General features: G+C 31.0%; 20 protein-coding genes and 1 other RNA gene. 18 read left to right on the plus strand and 3 right to left on the minus strand.

Annotated features, from left to right (window positions below):
• The first annotated feature begins 51 nt into the window (after nt 1–51).
• The 6 genes from ABDZ93_RS01350 (at nt 52) to ABDZ93_RS01375 (ending at nt 3,876) form a co-directional block, all read left to right on the plus strand.
• Complete coding sequence (locus tag ABDZ93_RS01350) at nt 52–522, plus strand: RNA polymerase sigma factor (RefSeq protein ID WP_343822925.1); 471 nt, start codon at nt 52–54, stop codon at nt 520–522.
• Nucleotides 519–1,208: a zf-HC2 domain-containing protein gene (locus ABDZ93_RS01355; protein WP_343822927.1), complete on the plus strand. Its 690-nt coding sequence runs from the start codon at nt 519–521 to the stop codon at nt 1,206–1,208. Before ABDZ93_RS01350 ends, ABDZ93_RS01355 begins: the two co-directional genes overlap by 4 nt.
• Before the next feature lie 156 nt (nt 1,209–1,364).
• Complete coding sequence (locus ABDZ93_RS01360) at nt 1,365–1,520, plus strand: hypothetical protein (protein WP_343822929.1); 156 nt, start codon at nt 1,365–1,367, stop codon at nt 1,518–1,520.
• A 291-nt stretch (nt 1,521–1,811) separates the two neighbouring features.
• A complete protein-coding gene (locus tag ABDZ93_RS01365; RefSeq protein WP_343822931.1) occupies nt 1,812–2,381 on the plus strand; it encodes a GNAT family N-acetyltransferase in 570 nt (189 codons plus the stop codon).
• A 52-nt stretch (nt 2,382–2,433) separates the two neighbouring features.
• Nucleotides 2,434–3,111, plus strand: a complete 678-nt coding sequence (locus ABDZ93_RS01370) for an HAD family hydrolase (protein ID WP_343822933.1) — start codon at nt 2,434–2,436, stop codon at nt 3,109–3,111.
• A gap of 300 nt (nt 3,112–3,411) precedes the next feature.
• Nucleotides 3,412–3,876 carry a GNAT family N-acetyltransferase gene (locus ABDZ93_RS01375; protein WP_343822935.1) on the plus strand — a complete coding sequence of 155 codons (465 nt, stop codon included), beginning with the start codon at nt 3,412–3,414 and terminating at the stop codon, nt 3,874–3,876.
• Nucleotides 3,877–4,117: 241 nt separating this feature from the next.
• On the opposite strand, the gene ABDZ93_RS01380 is transcribed toward ABDZ93_RS01375, so the two are convergent.
• Nucleotides 4,118–4,489, minus strand: coding sequence for a pyridoxamine 5'-phosphate oxidase family protein (locus tag ABDZ93_RS01380; RefSeq protein ID WP_343822937.1), 372 nt, complete (start codon nt 4,487–4,489; stop codon nt 4,118–4,120).
• A gap of 206 nt (nt 4,490–4,695) precedes the next feature.
• Between ABDZ93_RS01380 and ABDZ93_RS01385 the strand changes: the two genes are divergently transcribed.
• The 4 genes from ABDZ93_RS01385 to ABDZ93_RS01400 all read left to right on the plus strand — a co-directional run bounded on the left by ABDZ93_RS01385 (nt 4,696) and on the right by ABDZ93_RS01400 (nt 8,791).
• Nucleotides 4,696–5,199, plus strand: a complete 504-nt coding sequence (locus ABDZ93_RS01385; protein ID WP_343822939.1) for an RrF2 family transcriptional regulator — start codon at nt 4,696–4,698, stop codon at nt 5,197–5,199.
• Nucleotides 5,200–5,373: 174 nt separating this feature from the next.
• Entirely contained in the window at nt 5,374–6,147 is a 774-nt protein-coding gene (locus tag ABDZ93_RS01390; protein ID WP_343822941.1) for a hypothetical protein, read from the plus strand.
• Between the two features lie 176 nt (nt 6,148–6,323).
• A complete protein-coding gene (locus tag ABDZ93_RS01395; RefSeq protein ID WP_343822943.1) occupies nt 6,324–6,893 on the plus strand; it encodes an HD domain-containing protein in 570 nt (189 codons plus the stop codon).
• A 446-nt stretch (nt 6,894–7,339) separates the two neighbouring features.
• Nucleotides 7,340–8,791, plus strand: coding sequence for a hypothetical protein (locus ABDZ93_RS01400; RefSeq protein ID WP_343822945.1), 1,452 nt, complete (start codon nt 7,340–7,342; stop codon nt 8,789–8,791).
• Between the two features lie 168 nt (nt 8,792–8,959).
• On the opposite strand, the gene ABDZ93_RS01405 is transcribed toward ABDZ93_RS01400, so the two are convergent.
• Nucleotides 8,960–9,367 carry a hypothetical protein gene (locus ABDZ93_RS01405; RefSeq protein ID WP_343822946.1) on the minus strand — a complete coding sequence of 136 codons (408 nt, stop codon included), beginning with the start codon at nt 9,365–9,367 and terminating at the stop codon, nt 8,960–8,962.
• Between the two features lie 188 nt (nt 9,368–9,555).
• On the opposite strand from ABDZ93_RS01405, the gene ABDZ93_RS01410 reads away from it, so the two are divergent.
• Nucleotides 9,556–10,131, plus strand: a complete 576-nt coding sequence (locus ABDZ93_RS01410) for a GNAT family N-acetyltransferase (protein ID WP_343822948.1) — start codon at nt 9,556–9,558, stop codon at nt 10,129–10,131.
• A gap of 542 nt (nt 10,132–10,673) precedes the next feature.
• Nucleotides 10,674–12,653, plus strand: a complete 1,980-nt coding sequence (gene abc-f / locus ABDZ93_RS01415) for a ribosomal protection-like ABC-F family protein (RefSeq protein ID WP_343822950.1) — start codon at nt 10,674–10,676, stop codon at nt 12,651–12,653.
• A 199-nt stretch (nt 12,654–12,852) separates the two neighbouring features.
• Here the strand turns inward: abc-f and ssrS are convergent.
• Nucleotides 12,853–13,045, minus strand: a non-coding RNA gene (gene ssrS, locus ABDZ93_RS01420) — 6S RNA.
• Between the two features lie 279 nt (nt 13,046–13,324).
• Between ssrS and ABDZ93_RS01425 the strand changes: the two genes are divergently transcribed.
• From ABDZ93_RS01425 to ABDZ93_RS01450, 6 genes are all read left to right on the plus strand, one after another.
• Nucleotides 13,325–14,338 (plus strand): CPBP family intramembrane glutamic endopeptidase, encoded by a 1,014-nt coding sequence (locus ABDZ93_RS01425; protein ID WP_343822951.1) that lies wholly within the window; start codon nt 13,325–13,327, stop codon nt 14,336–14,338.
• A gap of 244 nt (nt 14,339–14,582) precedes the next feature.
• Entirely contained in the window at nt 14,583–15,746 is a 1,164-nt protein-coding gene (locus ABDZ93_RS01430) for an ABC transporter substrate-binding protein (protein ID WP_343822952.1), read from the plus strand.
• 77 nt (nt 15,747–15,823) lie between these two features.
• Nucleotides 15,824–16,717 carry a branched-chain amino acid ABC transporter permease gene (locus ABDZ93_RS01435; protein ID WP_343822954.1) on the plus strand — a complete coding sequence of 298 codons (894 nt, stop codon included), beginning with the start codon at nt 15,824–15,826 and terminating at the stop codon, nt 16,715–16,717.
• Between the two features lie 4 nt (nt 16,718–16,721).
• A complete protein-coding gene (locus ABDZ93_RS01440; protein WP_343822957.1) occupies nt 16,722–17,810 on the plus strand; it encodes a branched-chain amino acid ABC transporter permease in 1,089 nt (362 codons plus the stop codon).
• A complete protein-coding gene (locus tag ABDZ93_RS01445; RefSeq protein ID WP_343822959.1) occupies nt 17,803–18,648 on the plus strand; it encodes an ABC transporter ATP-binding protein in 846 nt (281 codons plus the stop codon). The genes ABDZ93_RS01440 and ABDZ93_RS01445 overlap by 8 nt, the downstream gene beginning before the upstream one ends.
• The gene (locus ABDZ93_RS01450; RefSeq protein WP_343822961.1) at nt 18,638–19,366 is read left to right on the plus strand and encodes an ABC transporter ATP-binding protein; all 729 of its coding nucleotides are present in this window, start codon (nt 18,638–18,640) and stop codon (nt 19,364–19,366) included. Before ABDZ93_RS01445 ends, ABDZ93_RS01450 begins: the two co-directional genes overlap by 11 nt.
• Nucleotides 19,367–19,667 lie beyond the last annotated feature (301 nt).

The raw sequence follows: 19,667 nt of genomic DNA on the forward strand, positions 1-19,667 counted from the left end.
TGTAACGATATTTAGTTTCAAGAGTCTTATGTATGAAAGCGAGGTGAAACTGTGACTGATTTTGAAGTTTTATACTCTCAATATTTTGCTGATGTCTTTAAATATGCCCTGTCGCTATGCCGTAATGAAGCTTTGGCAGAAGAAATAACTCAAGAAACGTTTTTTAAAGCTTTGAAAAGTATAGACAAGTTTAAAGGAGAATGTAAAATACGAGTTTGGCTGTGCCAAATAACAAAAAACACTTATTTTTCTATATGCGAAAAAAATAAACATATTACAGATGAATCACATGAAGAAAATGACGGTGAATGTATTGAGCAAAAGCTAATAAATAGTGAAACAGTGTGGGAAATACATAAAACACTTCACTTTTTAAAGGAACCATATAAAGAGGTTTTCACTTTACGAGTATTTGGTGAATTACCTTTTTTACAAATTGCTGAGCTTTTTGGGAAAACTGAAAGTTGGGCAAGAGTCACATTTTATCGTGCAAAGATTAAACTCAAGGAGGGGTTAAAATGAAAATTCCATGTGAAATAGTTAAAGATTTACTACCACTCTACCACGATGATGTTTGCAGCAACGAAAGTCGTACCACTGTCGAGGAACATTTACTGGAGTGTGATACCTGTAAAAAATATCTTGATAGTATGGATAGTGATTTCATTGAAACTAATGCCGAGAAAGCAGCAGAACAAGCAAAATCTGATATTCTAAAAGGAATAAAAAAGAGGTTGTTCAGAAAAAATGTTATAATATCAGCTATTTCAGTTATATGTGCAATCGCTATATCATTAGGAGTATATTCACTTATCTTTCATTACGAGATACCGATTCCCTACGAAGATGGACTAGTGAGTGTAGAAATGGGAAATAACGGAATGCTTGAAGTCACATTTAATGGGGATGATTACCATTGCTCATATACCAAAACAGTTGAAAAAGATGGTAAAAAACAAGATGTTATATATGTTTATTACACAGATTCTATATGGACAAAATATTTTTCTAAGCCTAGTAAGGATAAAGAAAATAAGTATACAATAAACAATAGTTCGTTTTTTGATTATGATAACGGTGAAGGTTTGGTAGAAGTAAAAAAAGATATCTCCGCAGTATATTATTTCGATTACTCAGACATTGAGATGATATCAAATAAAGAATTTCTAAAGAATTCTTCAAATGCAGTTCTTCTTTGGGAAAAGTAGACACATATTATTAGTACACTTGTCAGAGGAAAAATAATTTATATAGCGAAGACTTTTCTTATAAAGTCAAACTGATTTTACAGAAAATGTGGCCAACTCTTTAGCACTTACATTAAAATTTTATTTTTGATATGATTTTTAAAAGGAGGTAATAATATGAGACTCTTAGGTGTGTTAGGTATATTAATATTAAGTATGTATTTACTTAGTAAGATTAGACCACAAAAAACAAACTCATATGATTTAGACCCCGATAATAATTTTGCAAAGTATCAAATCCAAAGAGATCGAAACCAACAAAATCATCTATAAAAGATAAAGGAATTATAGTTGTTTATATGCAACAACTATAAATTAAATAATCTCTTATAATACCGTGTTATTCAACTTGAATATGCGGTATTTTTTTGTTTGCAATGCAAGTTAATAATGAAATAACCAAAGGTGTAGGACAACCATATATTCTTATATAAATGTTCTTTGAAAACTGAATAATACTGTCTTGGAAAATATGTTATAATATGGTTAATAAAATTAAATTTAAATACCCAGTGTACAAATTTATGTGCTAAGGTTATTTATAATATGAAAGTGGGGATAAAGATGGGGAACGTAAATATTAAAAAGCAAATTCATCACCTATTAAAAGGTAAAGATATTGAACTTGTGCCTGTGACAAAAGAACATATAGAGTTTATATGTGATGAAGAAAGTGATACAGAATTATGGTGTTATGAAGAACATGTTGAGACTGACAAAGAATGTATCGGAAAGAAGTTTATTAAGAGAATTGAAGAGAATGATGTTTTTGATTTTATTGTTAAACGCAGTTCAGATGGGGCGCAGATGGGAGTAGTTTATATATGGGAATGTATTTCCACACGTAAAAGCTGGGAAATTGGATATGTTATCTTGCCAGAGTTTCAAGGTAATGGATATTGTTTAGAGAGTGTAAAGCTCTTAATCTCCTTTGCATTTAACGAATTGAATGCCCATAAGGTATTAGGTATGTGCCATTGTGATAATAAAAAATCTGCATCTTTAATGCAAAAAGTAGGAATGTCAAAGCAAGGTGTATTTAGGGAAGAGTATCTATGTCGAGGTAAGTGGATCGACCAATTCTATTTTAGTATTCTGGAGCGAGAATATCATAATAATTATAAGCAAAGTTAACTGTATAGTACGATATAGTTAAATAATATAAATGTTTTAGAAGGTGATTTAAATGAGAATTTCAGTAGATTACAAAGGTGCTGAAGAAATAACTAAATTGAAACTTGCTTGCTTTGACTTGGATGATACTCTGATTAGAGAAATTCATTCCGTTATGTTGCCATGCATTTTAAATGGGAAAGAAAAAGAGCACTCTCTCATTCAAGAACAGGAAGAAAAAGGACTGCTTGACTATATATCAGCAGACTACCTTAGATCAGAATTACTTTTAGGTCTTGAAGAACGTAAAATCGCTCAATCTTTTTTGGAAATTGCAAAACCTTTAAAAAATATCAAGAGTGTAGTTGAAGCATTACATGAACAAAATATTAAATGCATTGTTATTACTGTCGGTCCAAAACAAGTAGCCAAAGTTGTATGTGATATTTGGGGATTTGACGATTATTATGGTAGTGATTATGAAGTGGTTGAAGGAGTATTTACTGGAAAAATTCTTAATTACATTGGGGCGGAACAAAAAATTGAGTGTTTACAAGATTTTTGTAGTAGCAATAGTATTAAACCCGAAGAATGCATTGCTGTAGGAGATGGGTTAACAGATATTCCAATTTTTCAATACTGCGGAAAGTCTATCGCCATAAACAGCTCACCAAAAGTTAAAAAGAGAGCAATGTATGTAGTTGATACAGACGATTTAACGGACACGCTTAAATATATTTTAAGTGCTTAATCTGAAATAGGTATGCTTTGTAGTTTTCTTATATTGTTTATAGGTCAAGGGAGAGATTGAAATAAAAAAAATTATACTTTTATCTAGTTTAAATATATAGGTATATATTTAACTATTTATATAGGGAAAAATGTATATAGAGAACTATTTAAATATAAAAATATGAACCTATTTAACTATAGAAATATATAAATATTAAACTAGTTGTTGCGGTCATTTGGATTTCAGAGGTTTTCCTATTTTGAAAGTGAAATTAAGTATATCTGAAAATGAAAAATACAAAATGTTGGAGGTTAATTTATGTTACATCTTGAAAAGGTTAAAATTGAAGATGCTGATAATATCATTGAGGTTAGAAGACTTGCTTATACAGATGAAGATATTAGATTTGGTGAAAGTAAAGGAGAATATTTGAAATACATTGGAGATGTAAATTTTGTTTCATGGTGTATAAGTAAATATCCTCTTTATAAGATAATGTTGGATGAAACAATAATCGGAACATTTTGGTTAGATCATGAAACTGATAACAGACCTAACCATTTTGAATTACAGGATTTTTGTATACTTCCTGAATACCAAAATGAGGGGTATGGAAGAAAAGCAATGGAACTTATGGAAAAACTACATCCGAATGTAGAAATATGGTCACTGTCAACATTACTTTGTAGTGTTAGAAATCAATATTTATACGAAAAAATGGGATATAAGAAAATTGGACAAACAGAGGGTAGCATTTATTATGAAAAGAGTGTAAAACACTAATTTTTATTTGGTGAAGAATGCCAATAGTTAACTATTGCTCATTGGACAGCCCAGGTAGCATTTAGTTTTGGTAGAGGTCCACTTTAAATTAATTAGATAATATTTTGTATGGAACATTTTTCTTATTTTTTAATTAAAAGTTAGAAAGAGGATGTAAAGTTATATAAAAAAATAAGGTCTAGAACTAGTTCTAGGCCTTGATTTTTCTTTGCATAGTTTCTCTGCCTGAGTTTAATATTCTTTATAGTGTTTGTTTGCATGAGGTAACTGTAACTTCTAATGTTCTTGTAAGGAATGGGCATTTTTCTTTCATCATCTTAAAGTTATCTCCATCTTTTAGAAATTTGGCAGTTCCTTCAAGTAAAAATCCAGTTCCCATATATTTGTAGCCCATTACTTCCTTACTACCAAGAGTCAATTTAACTTTAGGATTATCATTAATATTTTCTTCTGTTTTAATCATAGCAGCTGCAGGAATTAAGATTTTATTTTCTTCTACAACAATTAAATAACTGTTCCATGTATTAGCGACATGAGCTGTATTATTTGCGCAAGTAACAATAGAAACTACTCCTTCATGATTTAGTACCTCGAAAAATTTTTCTGTAAACATTTCACATTCCTTCTTTCTTTTGAATTGTGGATAATAGTTATCGTCGACAATATGTGTCTTTAATAAGAATATAATTTTTTTTCCCTTTTGTCAATGGAGATATTTTATAAGAGAGCATATATTTAATGCGGCATGATTATCTTGAAGAAGAATAAATAATAGGATATTATTAATAAAAGACTATATATATCAAAGGAGTATGAAAAATGAAATTTTCAGTAGGAGTAGAATATGCAATACATTGCTTATTATATATGGTAAACTCAGAAGAAGGTAAATCTGTGGGGATAAAGGATTTAGCGGCATTTCAAGGTATCTCGGAAACTTATTTATCAAAAGTATATGCAAAGTTAAGTAAGTCAGGAATTGTAAAATCTATACCAGGTGTGAAAGGTGGCTATGCACTAGCTCGTAGTACAGAAGAAATAACATTTTGGGATGTTGTTGAAGCAGTAGAAGGAACTGAATCATTTTTTCAATGCGCAGAAATTAGACAAAAAAATATATTATTAGATAAAGATAATTTACCAGATACATATACCAAATGTCCTTGTTTAATAAAAGTTGTAATGTTAGAAGCAGAAGATGAAATGAAAAAATATTTAAGTAATAAGACATTGGCATGGCTATATGATGAGGTATATAATAAAAAGCTTCCAAAAGAGGTGGAAAAAGCAACAATTGAATGGTTTAGTAATAAAAGAAAGTAGTAATAAGGTGAACTATATTATTTTTAGTATAATAACGCTTATGTTCCTATAGACAATAGGCTAATACATTATAGATCTCATATCCATATTTAATTTATATAAACATACATTTAATAGTAATTATGTTATAATAAGTTTGTAATGTTGAAAACGTTGATTTATGGAGGTTTGTATATGTTAGTTGATGATAGTGTAGTATTGAAATACTTAAATGGTGAAGAGGAAAATACAATAAATAGCCATTGGGTATTCAAAAATATTGAAGAAGGAAAATACTTGTTTGAGGTTCCTAATACTGAGAAGAAAGATGATGTAAATAGCATATTAGTCAGTATAAAAAGTGCACTTTCGCAGTTTATTCCTCTAAATAAAAATATCTATTCATCCTTGTATCCAGAGTGGAACTCAATAATAAATGATATAAATGTTTTACTAATAGTAGGATGCCCCAATCCATATGATGCTATGGTAAGAAAATATGATGGAAAAGAATATATTATATTTGACTTGATACGTTTTTGTGATTATAAAATACAAGGATATGATGTTGAATTATTGATAAGACAATTAATTACACATGAAACTTCACACGTATGTCTACATAAACAATATCCTACTCCAATATCTAATGATTTTATTGAACTACTTAAATATATTACTTTTGATGAGAGCTTTGCGCATTTATTAGCCTTTAAGGATACTATACAGGAATTTGATTTTTCTACCTTTAATAAATACTATAATAATTCATTAATAAAATTAAGGGAAGCTATGAAAGAAACAGACTTCCAAAGACAAAAGACTTTACTTGAACAAGCTGATAGCGGTTCTTATTGGAATAAATTTGCGTCTATAAGCGGTAAACTCTTTTTGGCAAGTCATTTAGATGAAGTTGAAAAAATATACAATAGTGGGATTGAAAGTTTCATTTCTTATATGGGCGTATAGACTTATTATTTATCGGGAAGAAGTGTATATTATTTCAACACTGTATTAAAAGAAGGCTATGAGTATCCCAAATATCAAGTACGGATGTCAACTATGTATTAGCCAAATGGACATGGTCTTATTTATATATATCTGCTATAATATTTTATAAATAAAAATTCTAGGGGGAACTTCGTATGAATACAGCAGCATTTCTAGAAATATTAACAGTAGCAGAAAAACTAAAATGCAATACTAGGCACTCATGGACATCGAGTGGACGCCATGAAAGTGTAGCAGAACATAGCTGGCGTATTGCATTAATGGCATTATTAATGCGTGATGAATTTCCAGAGATTGATATGGACAAGGTGATTCGTATGTGTTTGATTCATGATTTAGGTGAAGCCTTTACTGGTGATATTCCTACTTTTGAGAAGAGAGAGGAAGATAGTGAAAAAGAGGATGAGATATTTTCCCAATGGATTGCAACTTTCCATACTCCTTATCGTGAGGAATTCACAGAACTTTTAAAGGAAATGAATGAACGTAAGACTGATGAAGCGAAGCTTTACAAAGCATTAGATAATTTAGAAGCAGTCATTCAGCATAACGAGGCGGATATTAGTACTTGGATTCCGCTAGAATATGACTTACAGTTTACTTATGGTGCGGATAAGGTGGAATTCTCTCCTTATTTAAAAGAGCTGAAGAAAGAAATAGACCAAAGAACGACAGAAAAAATAGCTCAAAAGAATGAAGCTTAGTTAATTAGGATAAATAACAGTGACTATCTCACAAGTAAGGATGCTAATTTTGATTAGTAGTGCAAGTTACGGCAAACGTATCACAATTAAGTGATACGTTTTAAATTACAAGAATATAATAAGACTTGAAAAACTATGTAAAATTTGTGTATTAAAGTAATAGAAATACATTCGAAAAATAAAAGTTACATAAATATTCTAAATTAAGTGTGAATATGGAATGAATAATATAATATATATAAGTTCGAGATTTTAATATATCACAAACTCATCTATATAAAATTTAAAAATAACTGTATCTTGTAGCTAAAACATTGAAATTGCTAAGGTACAGTTATTTTTATATGATATTTATCACAAAGTAAGCTAATATAGCCTAAACATAGAGCATATTCTTAAATTGCACATATATATAATATAGAGTAATCTTTTAAAGGAGGATTTCTATGTGTAATTTATTACAAAATCCCAGTTTTGAAGTTGGTTTAGGTGGATGGGGCTTCAATAATGTCAGTTTAGAAAGCCGTTTAGCCTTTGAAGGTACGCAGGCGGCTTTAATGAATACAGGAATTTCAAGCCTTTATCAAGATATTATGCTCCGAGAAGCAGGAAACAGACCATTATTATTAAGCTTTTCAGCCCTCTCTTTGTATGATAAGTTAATAAGACCTGAACGAGGTAATCTTGTAGTTGAAGTTATCTGGCAGAATGGTCTAGGCAATCCTATAGGAACAGGGCTAAGGTTGTTAATTCCAACTACTATGCTAGTTGATAATGACAATAGATTAACCTATGTTGAGGTCACTGACCGACCACCAACTAATGCAGTAAGAGCTAGACTTCAATTCAGTAAAGCAGCTTTATTTACTGGAAACAATCCTATTATAATAGACAATATTATTTTGGCACCTATGGAGGATATTAACCTTATAACGAATCCAGGTTTTCAGGAGAGGTTATTTGACTGGACAAGCACTAATTCAAGTGCTAGCGGATCACTATCATATAAAGGAACAATTAATGCAGTTCTAAACAGCGGCGGAATAGGAATTATTTATCAGGATGTTCCAATAAGTAACTTGCCAGAGAACTCTTCCTATCTATTGAGTTTTGCTGCACGCAGAGGAACTGTTGGCTCTGATTTATTGGTAAAAGTAGATTACCGTAATGGTGTTGGTTCTCTTGGATTAGGACTAAATCTGCTGATTCCAGCAAATACTTTGAATCAAAGAGGATGGAAAACCTATGCGATAGCTACAAATATAGAAGCTCTGGCAGGTGCAACCATAGCTCGTATTTCCTTTGAGGGAACTGACCCTAATATATTAACCCTTGTAGATAACGTTATTCTAACTATGGTAAAAACACCTAATTTGATACTAAACCCAAGCTTTGAAGATGACTTAAACAATTGGACCTCTGAAAATGTAATATCCACAACTAGTGGAGATGAATTTGAGGGTGAATTGCATGCAAGAGCAGGTGGCTCATCATTTATATTCCAAGATGTCAATATTGAATGGACAGAGTACTGTTACCTGTTAACCTTTGGTGCTCAGGGACAAATAGATTCTGATGCATTGGCTGAAGTAATCTGGCTTAACTCTGAAAAGAGGGAGATTGGACTAGGTACCAATATTGTAATTCCTAAATTTGCATTTTTCAAGCAGGGGTCAGCTGGTCAATCAACTCACATATGGACTTTATTTGCTAGTGTCACTGAGCCTGCACCACCGGAAGCAACTGCAGCAAGAATACTCTTTAGCGTTCCGGCTAGTTCTACCATGGAAATTGATTTAGTTTCCTTCACTGGCATTAGCTGTCCACCACCTCAGCTAACTCGTGGAATCAAATATCAAGATATTCTAAATGATGGTTCCGCAAATAAAAGGAAGTAATATTCTGTATTAGATATTATGTATAATAATGTTTTGTGATTTAATTTATTTAGATATAAGTAAAAATATAATTTGCCACCATAAGATTAATATGGTGGCAAGTTTTTATAGTTTTAAATTTAGTATCCTTATGCGATTTAAGATATTGTATAGGATTTTTTTATTGATTTATTTTTGGGTAGGACTTTCTGTATAAATTGATTTTATAATTCCATTATTCATATCATTTGGTTTAGAAAGTTTTATTTTAAACCAATAATACTCACCCTCTACCAATTCATTATATTGTTCATTTGTTAATGTTAATGTGGTATTAATGGACTGGTTAATATCATAGGTAATATATTTCAGTAAGAATTTGTCATTTTCATTTAGTTTATATGCATAAGGTGTCTTATATTTTTTATACCTATTTATATCTTCTGTATTGTCAATGCTTACAATTTTAACCATTCCAGTATACATCCCTGTTATTGGTGGATTACCCCAAATAGTATATCCAATTGATAATAGTACTAATAAAAAGAAAAATGCTATTACTGATAATTTAATTCGGTCCTTTGTAGAAGATTTCATTTATACACCCCATTTTTAAATTCGATAAATATGCTATATATAACATTATATTATAATTGCAATATTTATTACAAAGTATTCCAGTAAAGAATCCATGTTTAGTTGTTGTATTTTTTATATATTGAGTTATAATTAGGTAAAGTTGTAATTTGATATAACGATATATAAGTTAAAAAGGAGTAGTTATTGTGAGAAAGCTTTTGTTAAATGGTAAAAGAATTTATTTGGAAACACTTACAGCCAAAGTTGATGCAAAGATCCTTCAAGAAAACATAAATGATTTTGAGCAAACAAAATATATGCATGAAGTTCCATATCCATATACTTTAGAAGATGCTGAAAGCTATATAAAATACTTAAAGTCTATAACAGATGATTCTTGCATTGAACTCGGTATTTTTAATAGAAGTACAGATGAATTTATAGGAGTTGTTTCCTTAAGTAATATAAATTATCAATATGAAAATGGTGAAATTGGATATTGGATAAGAAAAAAATTCTGGAATAAGGGTTATGCCAAAGAAGCTACACAAATGCTTATTAGATATGCATTTCAGAAGCTAAATTTAGTTAGAATATATGCAACTTTACAAAAAGAGAATACAGGATCTTTAGCTTTATTAACGAATTTAGGATTTCAAATAGAAGGATTAATGAGAAAAAGCGTTAAAAATAAGGGAAAACTAGTCGATAGATATATATGTTCATTACTTTTAGAAGATTGTAATGATATATATGTAAATGTACAAAAGGTGATAGTATAGCTCTTTAATTACTAGATTTTAAAATTAATGTAATACATTATTTAAATGTATTTACATAAAATATTAAAAATGGTATAATTAAAAAAAACACTGAGGGGAGGAAGTAAGTTATGACACCGGCTATTTGCTAATATTAATTTTCAATTATAAATTAATATATATTTTATAATGAGTTTTAATTTGCCTAATTATATTTAGGTTTTATTGTTATGCTCTTTATGGAATGAGGCATTTAGAAGGTAACTTACTTTATTGAAATAAAATACTATAATTTATAATACTTTAAAGAGTTCTTTTAACCATTAAATGAGGATCTCTTTAAGGATTATGTAATAGATATACCGGCATAATAATATGTTTGCAACTTATATCTAATTTAAAAAAATTATAATAGTATTAGAATATTTCGACTGTGAGAAGAAACCATCTTCTTACAGTCTTTTTTATTTTTAAAATCACTTAAAAAATAATAATAGTTAAAGTATTTTTGTGCCTATCCATGAAATGCATAATTTAAATTATGGATGAAAGAAGGAATTTTTATGTTTGAATTAACATTAGATGGTGTAAAAAAGTATATGGATGCAACTCTTGTTCTTAAGAATATAACCTTTCAAGTTTATGCAGGAGAGAAAGTTGGTATAGTAGGGGTTAATGGAAGTGGAAAGAGTACTATTCTTAAGTTAATAGCGGGCGTGTTACCAATGAATTATTGTATTGGGTATCCGGGAGCTACAAGCCCAGGATATGATGAAGGCTTCATTCGTAAGCCAAGAGAAGCTACTTGTGCTTACCTTGAGCAAATCCCTAACTATGAAGATGGGATAAAGGTTATTGATGTTCTAAAATTAGCGTTTGAAGAAGTTTACAGCATAGAGAATAAAATGCGTGAATTAGAAGAAAAAATGAAATTTTTAGAAGCTGATGATTTAGAAAAAGCTTTGAAGCAGTATAGCCAATTGGTTGAATTATATGAAGCTAAAGGTGGATATAATACAGAAGAAAAATTAAGTAGGATTTGTACGGGCTTAAAATTAGATGAAAGCTTTTTAAATAAAGAATTTAATTTATTAAGTGGTGGTGAAAAAACTACAGTTGTCCTTGGTAAACTGCTCATAGATAACCTAGATATATTACTACTAGACGAGCCTACAAATCATCTAGATATGGAGTCGATTGAATGGCTTGAAGCTTATCTTAAGAGCTACAATGGTATTGTAATTATTGTATCTCATGACAGATACTTTTTAGATAATGTAGTAACAAAGATTATAGAAATAGAGGATATGGAAAGTAAGACGTATAAAGGAAATTATTCTGATTTTGCAAAGCAAAAAGAAGAGAATATGCTTGAACAATTTCATCAATATAAGGAGCAGCAAAAGGAGATTAAGAATGTACAGAACTCTATAAAGGAGTTAAGGGATTGGGCAGCTAGAGTAGATAATAATAAATTCTTTAAACGAGCTGCTAGTCTACAAAAAAAGCTTGATAAAATGAAAAGTAGTGATACTGAAAGTAATAAGTATTATCGAACCAGAGGTCAATATGTAAGAACTGAAAAACCGAAGTTTGAAAGAAAGAATATGAAGCTTAACTTTAGAGAAAGTGAAAGATCTGGTAATGAGACAATTAAGGCTGAAGGACTTTCTAAATCTTTTGAAGATAAGGTCATTTTAAAAGATGTAGATTTATTGATTAATTTCGGTGAAAGAGCAGCGTTAATTGGCCCAAATGGTAGTGGTAAAACTACTTTCTTAAAAATGCTTTTAGATGAAGAAAAGCCAGATTCTGGTGTTGTGGAATTAGGTGCTAATGTAATGGCGGCATATTTACCACAGAAAATCGCCTTTAAAAATGAGGAATTTACTGTACTAGAGTGCTTCAGAGAAGATATTTCAATACTAGAAGGAAAAGCACGTGAATACCTATCTAAATTCATGTTTTATGGAAATAGTGTATTTAAAAAAGTAAAGCATTTATCAGGAGGAGAAAGAATTAGGCTAAAGCTTGGTAAGCTATTATATGAAGATGTAAATTTATTGATACTGGATGAGCCTACTAATCATCTTGATATCGACTCAATAGAAAACTTTGAAGAAGCTCTAGAAGACTTTAACGGAACTATATTCTTCATATCTCATGATAGATATTTTATTAATAAAATAAGTGAAAGAGTAATTGCCATTGAAGACAATGGTTTTAAAAGCTATCCTGGAAATTATGATTATTATAAAAATGTAAAAGAGCACCTTAAGCTGAATGAAATTAAAGAGCCTGTGGTAAAGCCTGAAAGAATTAAGAAACCTAAAAATATTGATGAGAGTAAAAAAAAGGAATTGGAAAAGTCTAAAGTTGAAAGAATCATTGAAGGTCTTGAAAATGAAATAAATGACATTGATTTAGCTATGACTGATGATAAGTTAGGTTATGAGGAGCTTAATAAGTTATACTGCAAAAAAGATGATTTAAGTAAAGAACTTGATGGAGTTATAGAATTGTGGGTAAGTTTAACAATGTAAATTTTTTATGCAACAAATACTATAATCCTAAAGAGAACAATGGTGAATTATATCTATACTTTCCAATTGAAAGATTATAATTACTTCAATAGAATAATAGTGAGAGATTATGCGAATTGAACTTAAGGATTTAATTATATTATAAACATAAATAAAAGCCAGTGCTTAACGTTATTAAGCATTGGCTTACAATGTCTAAATGAAATCCAAAATACCGGTACTCTAATTTTGAAGCCTATCCCTCGATAGGTGGGTGTTCTCACATATGTCTCAATCGCCTTCAATGCCGTAAAAAGGACTCATAAGAAGGTACATTTCCTCATTTAAATATTGAACTCCCTAACTTTAAATGTAGGTTCAAAATAAGAGCTTAACGCATATTCCAGAAATTTAACTATTTATTAATTAATCATTTTTTTGTTGTGAGATTATAATATCATATTTTACTTTCATATACAAGATATATTTTTATGGTAATTTAATACTGTGATATATTACTTAAAGTCAACGTCATTTTCTATAATTTGTATTTATATAACAATTTTGTTATGATTATAATGTGAATATCTATGTTTTCTATTTATTATATTTTAGTATAGTCATTTAATTATATAATGAAATTACATAAATGTTCATATTCAAATTAAGCAATAATTATAAGGAGAGTATTTATGGAAAATTTGGATAAGCAACACAGTGGCAAAGGTAATGTTATTATATTCTTTATAGTATGTTTTGGAATAACAGCACTAATGGGATTTTTAATGGCTTTTGCATATTCTAAAGGGCCTGTAGGTGCATTTCCTCTTGTACAAATGTATTACCCATCCATGGGAGTTATGTTAGCATTCTTATGTAACAAGGAAATAAGAACCAGGGCACCTAAAAAGTTCTTTGGAGTGTTTTTGATTTTCTCAATGGTATCAGTAATTTTAATTTCTATACAGACATTTACTGGATATGGAGAACCAGAGATTGTGGCTGGAATATTAGTTACAGCCGGGAGTTTCATGGGACTTATTATGCTAGGTGTTGAAGATAGCAAAACCAGAGCAGAATTTGGACTTAGCATAAAAAAGAATGGTAAGAAATCATTATTCTATATTCTTCTTTTTGTTATACTTTACTTATTAGCAAATTTAATATCCTGTGCTATAAGTGGATCCCTTGATGGTTTTTTTACATACCTTAAGTATCCGACTATTTTTAAAGTACTTCTGCTTTTACCATTAAATTTTTTACTTACTTACTTCCTTTTCTTTGGAGAGGAATACGGATGGAGGTACTTCTTACAACCGGTACTTCAGAATAAGTTTGGTAAAAGAAGAGGAGTACTTTTACTTGGAGTAATTTGGGGACTTTGGCATTTTCCAATAAATTTATTTTATTATAGTCCAGAAACATCTTTTTATAGCGTAGTTACTCAGCTTATAGTTTGCATCTGTTACTCTGTTTTCTTTGGATATGTATATCTTAAGACGGAGAATATTTGGGCTGTGTCCATGATACATTATTTAAATAATACTCTTGGTTTTGTACTTTTTGGTGCAGATGGGTCAAATGTTGTTATTAGTGGGCAAGATGTCATAATTTCACTTGTGATTTTTGGTATTATTTATTTACCATTTTTAGCTACGAAGGAATATAGAAAGAAGACTCCTATTTCAAAAGAGTTAAATCAATAGAATATATAAAGCTACCCACCTAAATCTCATAGGTGGGTAGCTTTATATTTATTTTTAATATCCATTGATAATATATTTTTATATAAAATACTTTAGCTATTTAATCAGTTAAAATAGTTGCAATATTTCTAATATTGCAATCATATATATGTAAATATGTAAATATTATTCATTGTTTTATTTATGTACTTATAATTACTGTCTTTTAAATTTTTACTTTAATTGTTTATTGGAGGGGATATTAATGAAAAAACGTGTAATTGCATTGACTCTGGCTATGATTCTAGGGGTAAGCTTTTTACCTGGTTGCAGCAATAAGGCAGATGATAGTGACGTAATTAAAATTGGTGTTTTTGAGCCACTAACTGGAGAAAATGGTGGTGGTGGCTCTCAAGAGCTGGATGGTATTGAATATGCAAACAAAATTTATTCAGAAGTTCTTGGGAAAAAAGTTGAGCTTGTTGTTGTAGACAATAAGTCAGATAAAAGTGAAGCAACGACAGCGGTTACTCGTCTTATTGAAAAAGAAAATGTTGTTGCAATTATAGGTTCTTATGGTTCAGGAGTTTCAATTGCTGCTGGTGATATTATTAAAAATGCTGGTATTCCTGCCGTTGGATGTTCTTGTACAAATCCTATGGTAACTCAAGGTAATGACTACTATTTCCGTGCTTGTTTCCTAGATCCATTCCAAGGAACAGTTATGGCGAACTATGCAATTAAAAATGGTGCTAAAACTGCTGCAGTTATTACTCAGAATGGTGATGACTATTCAACAGGTCTTGGAAATTTCTTCAAGAATTCCTTTGTAGAATTAACTGGCAATAAAGATGCTATTGTTTCTGAAGGTGTATTTCAAACAAATGAGCAAGACTTTAACTCAATATTGACTAATATTAAATCTGCTAATCCTGATGTAATATTCGCTCCTTCTTCAGTAGCTACAGCTCCACTTATTATAAAACAAGCTCGTGCCCTTGGAATTACGTGTCCAATCATGGGTGGAGATACTTGGGAAAATCCTGCAATCGTTGATGTAGCAGGTGAGGATGCAGAGGGTATTGTAGTATCTACTTTCTTTGATGAGAATGATTCAGCTGCTACTGCAGAAGCTAAAAAATTTGTTACAGGCTTTAAAAAGGAACAGGATGATAAAGATTCAATTATTCCAGCAGTTACTGCCCTTGGATATGATGCTTACATCGTATTATTAGATGCTATAAAAAGAGCCGGCTCAACTGATGGTGATGCAATTCGTAAAGCACTAGCTGAGACTAAGGATTTTGAAGGTGTTACTGGAACTATTAATTTTGATAAAAATGGTGATGCTATAAAGAATTTAGCTGTTATTAAAACAGTTAAAAATGGTAAGTTTGTATATCTAGATACAGTTACCGTTGAAAAATAATTTTAAATGTAGATATAAATAGTTGTGGAGCATCTTTGCTCCACATTTTAAAAATAAGAAGGGATGTGATTGCAACTATGAGTTTTAACATTTTCATGCAACATGTTGTCAATGGTATTTCTATTGGTAGTTTGTATGCACTAATTGCCATTGGATACACTATGGTTTATGGTATTTTACGTCTTATAAACTTTGCTCATGGTGATATTTTTATGATGGCAGGTTATCTTTTTATATTTACTATGATAAATTTTAGCCTTCCTTGGTTTGTTTCTATTCCTATAGTTTGCATTTTAACCATACTTTTGGGTGTGTTTACTGAGCGTATTGCATATAAGCCTTTAAGAAATGCACCTCGTATGTCTATAATGATTTCTGCAATAGGAGTTTCCTTTTTATTAGAAAACTTAGCAACATATCTTTTCACAGGGGTTCCAAAGGGATTTCCAGAGCTACCTATATTAACTCATATTGTTCAGGTAGGAGAGGTTTCCTTTCCAGTTGTATCTATCATAACTCCTGTGATTACTGTGGTTTTGCTAATATGTCTTTTATACCTTGTGAATCATACTAAGGTTGGTATGGCAATGCGTGCAGTTTCAAAGGATTATGAAACAGCTAGACTTATGGGCGTTAAAATTAACTGGGTAATTGCAATAACCTTTGCTATTGGTTCATTTCTAGCTTCAGTAGGTGCGATTTTTTGGGGTTCTAAATATCCTTCAATATATCCATTAATGGGAGTAATGCCTGGTCTTAAGTGCTTTGTTGCAGCTGTTTTAGGTGGAATTGGTAATATTTTTGGAGCTGTCCTTGGTGGATTGATATTAGGTATGGGAGAAACTTTATTAGTTGCTTTTTTACCTAATATGACAGGATATCGTGATGCTTTTGCTTTTATTTTATTGATTGTTATGTTACTAGTTAAACCTACTGGACTTTTAGGAGAAAGGATTACAGATAAGGTGTGATAATATGAAAAAAAAACATAAAATAATTTATTCAGTTTTACTCATTTTAGCTGTGATAGTAATACTTATTCTGCTGGACAATAAAATAATTGGTAATGCCTATGTAAGACGTATTTTGAATCTAGCAATTATTTATGCTATAGTCAGTGTTTCAATGAACTTAGTGAATGGATTTACTGGTCTCTTTTCTTTAGGTCAGGCTGGCTTTATGGCAATTGGTGCCTTTACAGTTGCAGTCTTTACGGTGCCTGTAGAGCTTAGAGAGTCTATATTTTATATTAAACCAATGGCACCTTGGCTTGTTAATATAGAACTTTCATTCCCTGTTGCTTTGCTTTTAGGTGGGGTATTTTCTATGATTGTTGCACTGATTATTGGATGGCCTGTACTTCGTCTTAAGAGCGATTATTTAGCTATTGCAACTTTGGGATTTTCAGAAATAGTGAGAATAGTATTTACAAATACCCAATCAATTACTAATGGTGCCTTAGGTATTAACCGTATTCCTCCAATTAAAACTATGTGGGTTCCTTTTGGAGTTGCATTGGTATGTATTGCCTTGATGTTACTCCTAATAAAATCTTCTTATGGACGTGCTTTTAAAGCTATTCGCGAGGATGAAATTGCGGCGGAGGCCATGGGTATTAACCTAGCAAAACACAAAGCATTATCCTTTGCAGTAGGTGCCTTCTTTACTGGTATTGCTGGAGGATTATATGCTTCATTACTAACCACCGTTGACCCTAAACAGTTTTACTTCACATTAACCTATAACTTCTTACTTATTATAGTTTTAGGAGGTATGGGAAGTGTAACAGGAACTATTATTGCTTCATTCCTAGTAACTATAGGCTTAGAATGGCTTCGATTTTTTGATGAACCTTTAGCTATAATGGGTGTAAATATTCCTATTTTTAGGCCAGGTCTAAGAATGGTTATATTCTCTTTACTCTTAATGGCTATTGTACTGTTCTATAGTAAAGGAATTATGGGAAATAAAGAATTTTCTTGGGATGGTATTGCGGATTTCTTTAGGAGAATTAGAGGAAAATTTTCTAAGGTAAAGGCCTCAGGAGGTGATGGGGATGTGTAAGACTATATTAAGGTTAGAAAATGTTACTATGCAGTTCGGTGGTGTGGTAGCAGTTGATAATCTATCATTAGAGGTAAATGAAGGAGAAATAGTTACACTTATTGGACCTAATGGTGCAGGAAAAACCACTGCTTTTAATGTTATTACAGGGGTATATGCTCCTACCAACGGATCAGTATGTTTTAAGGATGAAATGATAATTTCAAATTTTCCTAAGGGCTCTATGAAAAAGCTTTATGCTGGACAAAATTCAGGTAAATATACTAAAACGATTGAGAAGACGCCGGATAAGATTACTGGCCTTGGAGTGGCACGTACCTTTCAAAATATTAGACTATTTAAAAATCTTACTGTCTTTGAGAATGTACTAATTGCAAAACACATGAGATCAAAGGCTGGATTTATTTCTGCAACACTACATTTAAATTACAAAGAAGAGCGTTCCATGGTTAAAGAAACTATGGAGCTATTAGAAATTCTTAATTTAGCTCATTTAAAGAATGAAATTGCTAGTTCGCTACCCTATGGACAACAAAGACATCTTGAAATTGCCCGTGCTTTAGCAACAAAACCAACCTTATTGTTACTTGATGAGCCTGCTGCAGGGATGAATCCTCAAGAAACTGATGAGTTAACTAATTTTATAAAGGATATTAAGGAAAAGTTTAATTTAACTGTTTTTGCAATTGAACATCATATGGACTTAGTTATGGATATTTCAGACCGTATATATGTATTGGATTTCGGTAAAATGATTGCCTCTGGAACCCCTTGTGAGATTCAAAGTAATCAAAGGGTAATTGATGCTTATTTGGGGGTGCATGAAGATGAAGAATGATAATTTATTACTTATTGAAAATTTAAATATCTCCTATGGTGGAATTAAAGCAGTAAAAAATATAAGTCTTTCAGTGCCAGAAGGGAAGATTGTTACGCTAATTGGCTCTAACGGTGCAGGTAAGAGTACGATCCTTCGTTCTATTGTAGGTCTAGTTCCTAGCCAAGGGGGAACAATTACCTTTAATGGGGAAAATCTTGCCGGAAAATCAACGGATGAGATTGTAGCAAAGGGAATAACCTTAGTTCCAGAAGGTCGTGGTGTATTTCCAAATCTTACAGTGTTAGAAAACTTAAAAATTGGTGGTTATATGCGTAAGGATAGCCTGGAGGAAGATCTAGTTTGGATTTATCAGTTGTTTCCACGTCTTAAGGAGAGATCATGGCAGATGGCTGGAACTTTATCTGGTGGTGAGCAGCAGATGCTAGCTGTAGGAAGAGCCCTCATGAGTAGACCTAAATTAATCATGATGGATGAACCGTCCCTCGGACTTGCACCAATTATTGTACAAGATATCTTCAAAATCATTAAAGAGATTAATGAAAAAGGAGTAACAATTTTGCTAATAGAGCAAAATGCAAATCTAGCCTTACAAACTGCAGATATTGGATATGTAATAGAAACAGGAAGTATAACTCTAACTGGTATGGGAAGAGAGCTTTTAAATGATGAATCTGTAAAGGCTGCATATTTAGGTAAATCCAGAAATAAAAAATAAATATCTTAACAGAAATTAAATCAATTTCATCAGGTAGTATATCAAAACCACAAATTTAAAAATTTATCATGAGAAATAAAAGAGGTTTTCGCAAAATAAGCTAATCTAAGTAAATGTTGAGCTTGTACTTATATTATTGCCGCTCAGCCGTTTCGAAGCATTGATTTACTAAAAGGATTTATTCAAGTTAAAATCTACAACACAACAACTCGTATTCACTCAAACAAGTTGTGTTGCTTTACGATTTTATCATTCATAAATCCTAAGTAAATTTAATGCTCCTGCAAATGGCGTTCGCTAA

Source organism: Clostridium subterminale, from assembly GCF_039521425.1.
Lineage (GTDB): Bacteria > Bacillota > Clostridia > Clostridiales > Clostridiaceae > Clostridium_J > Clostridium_J subterminale.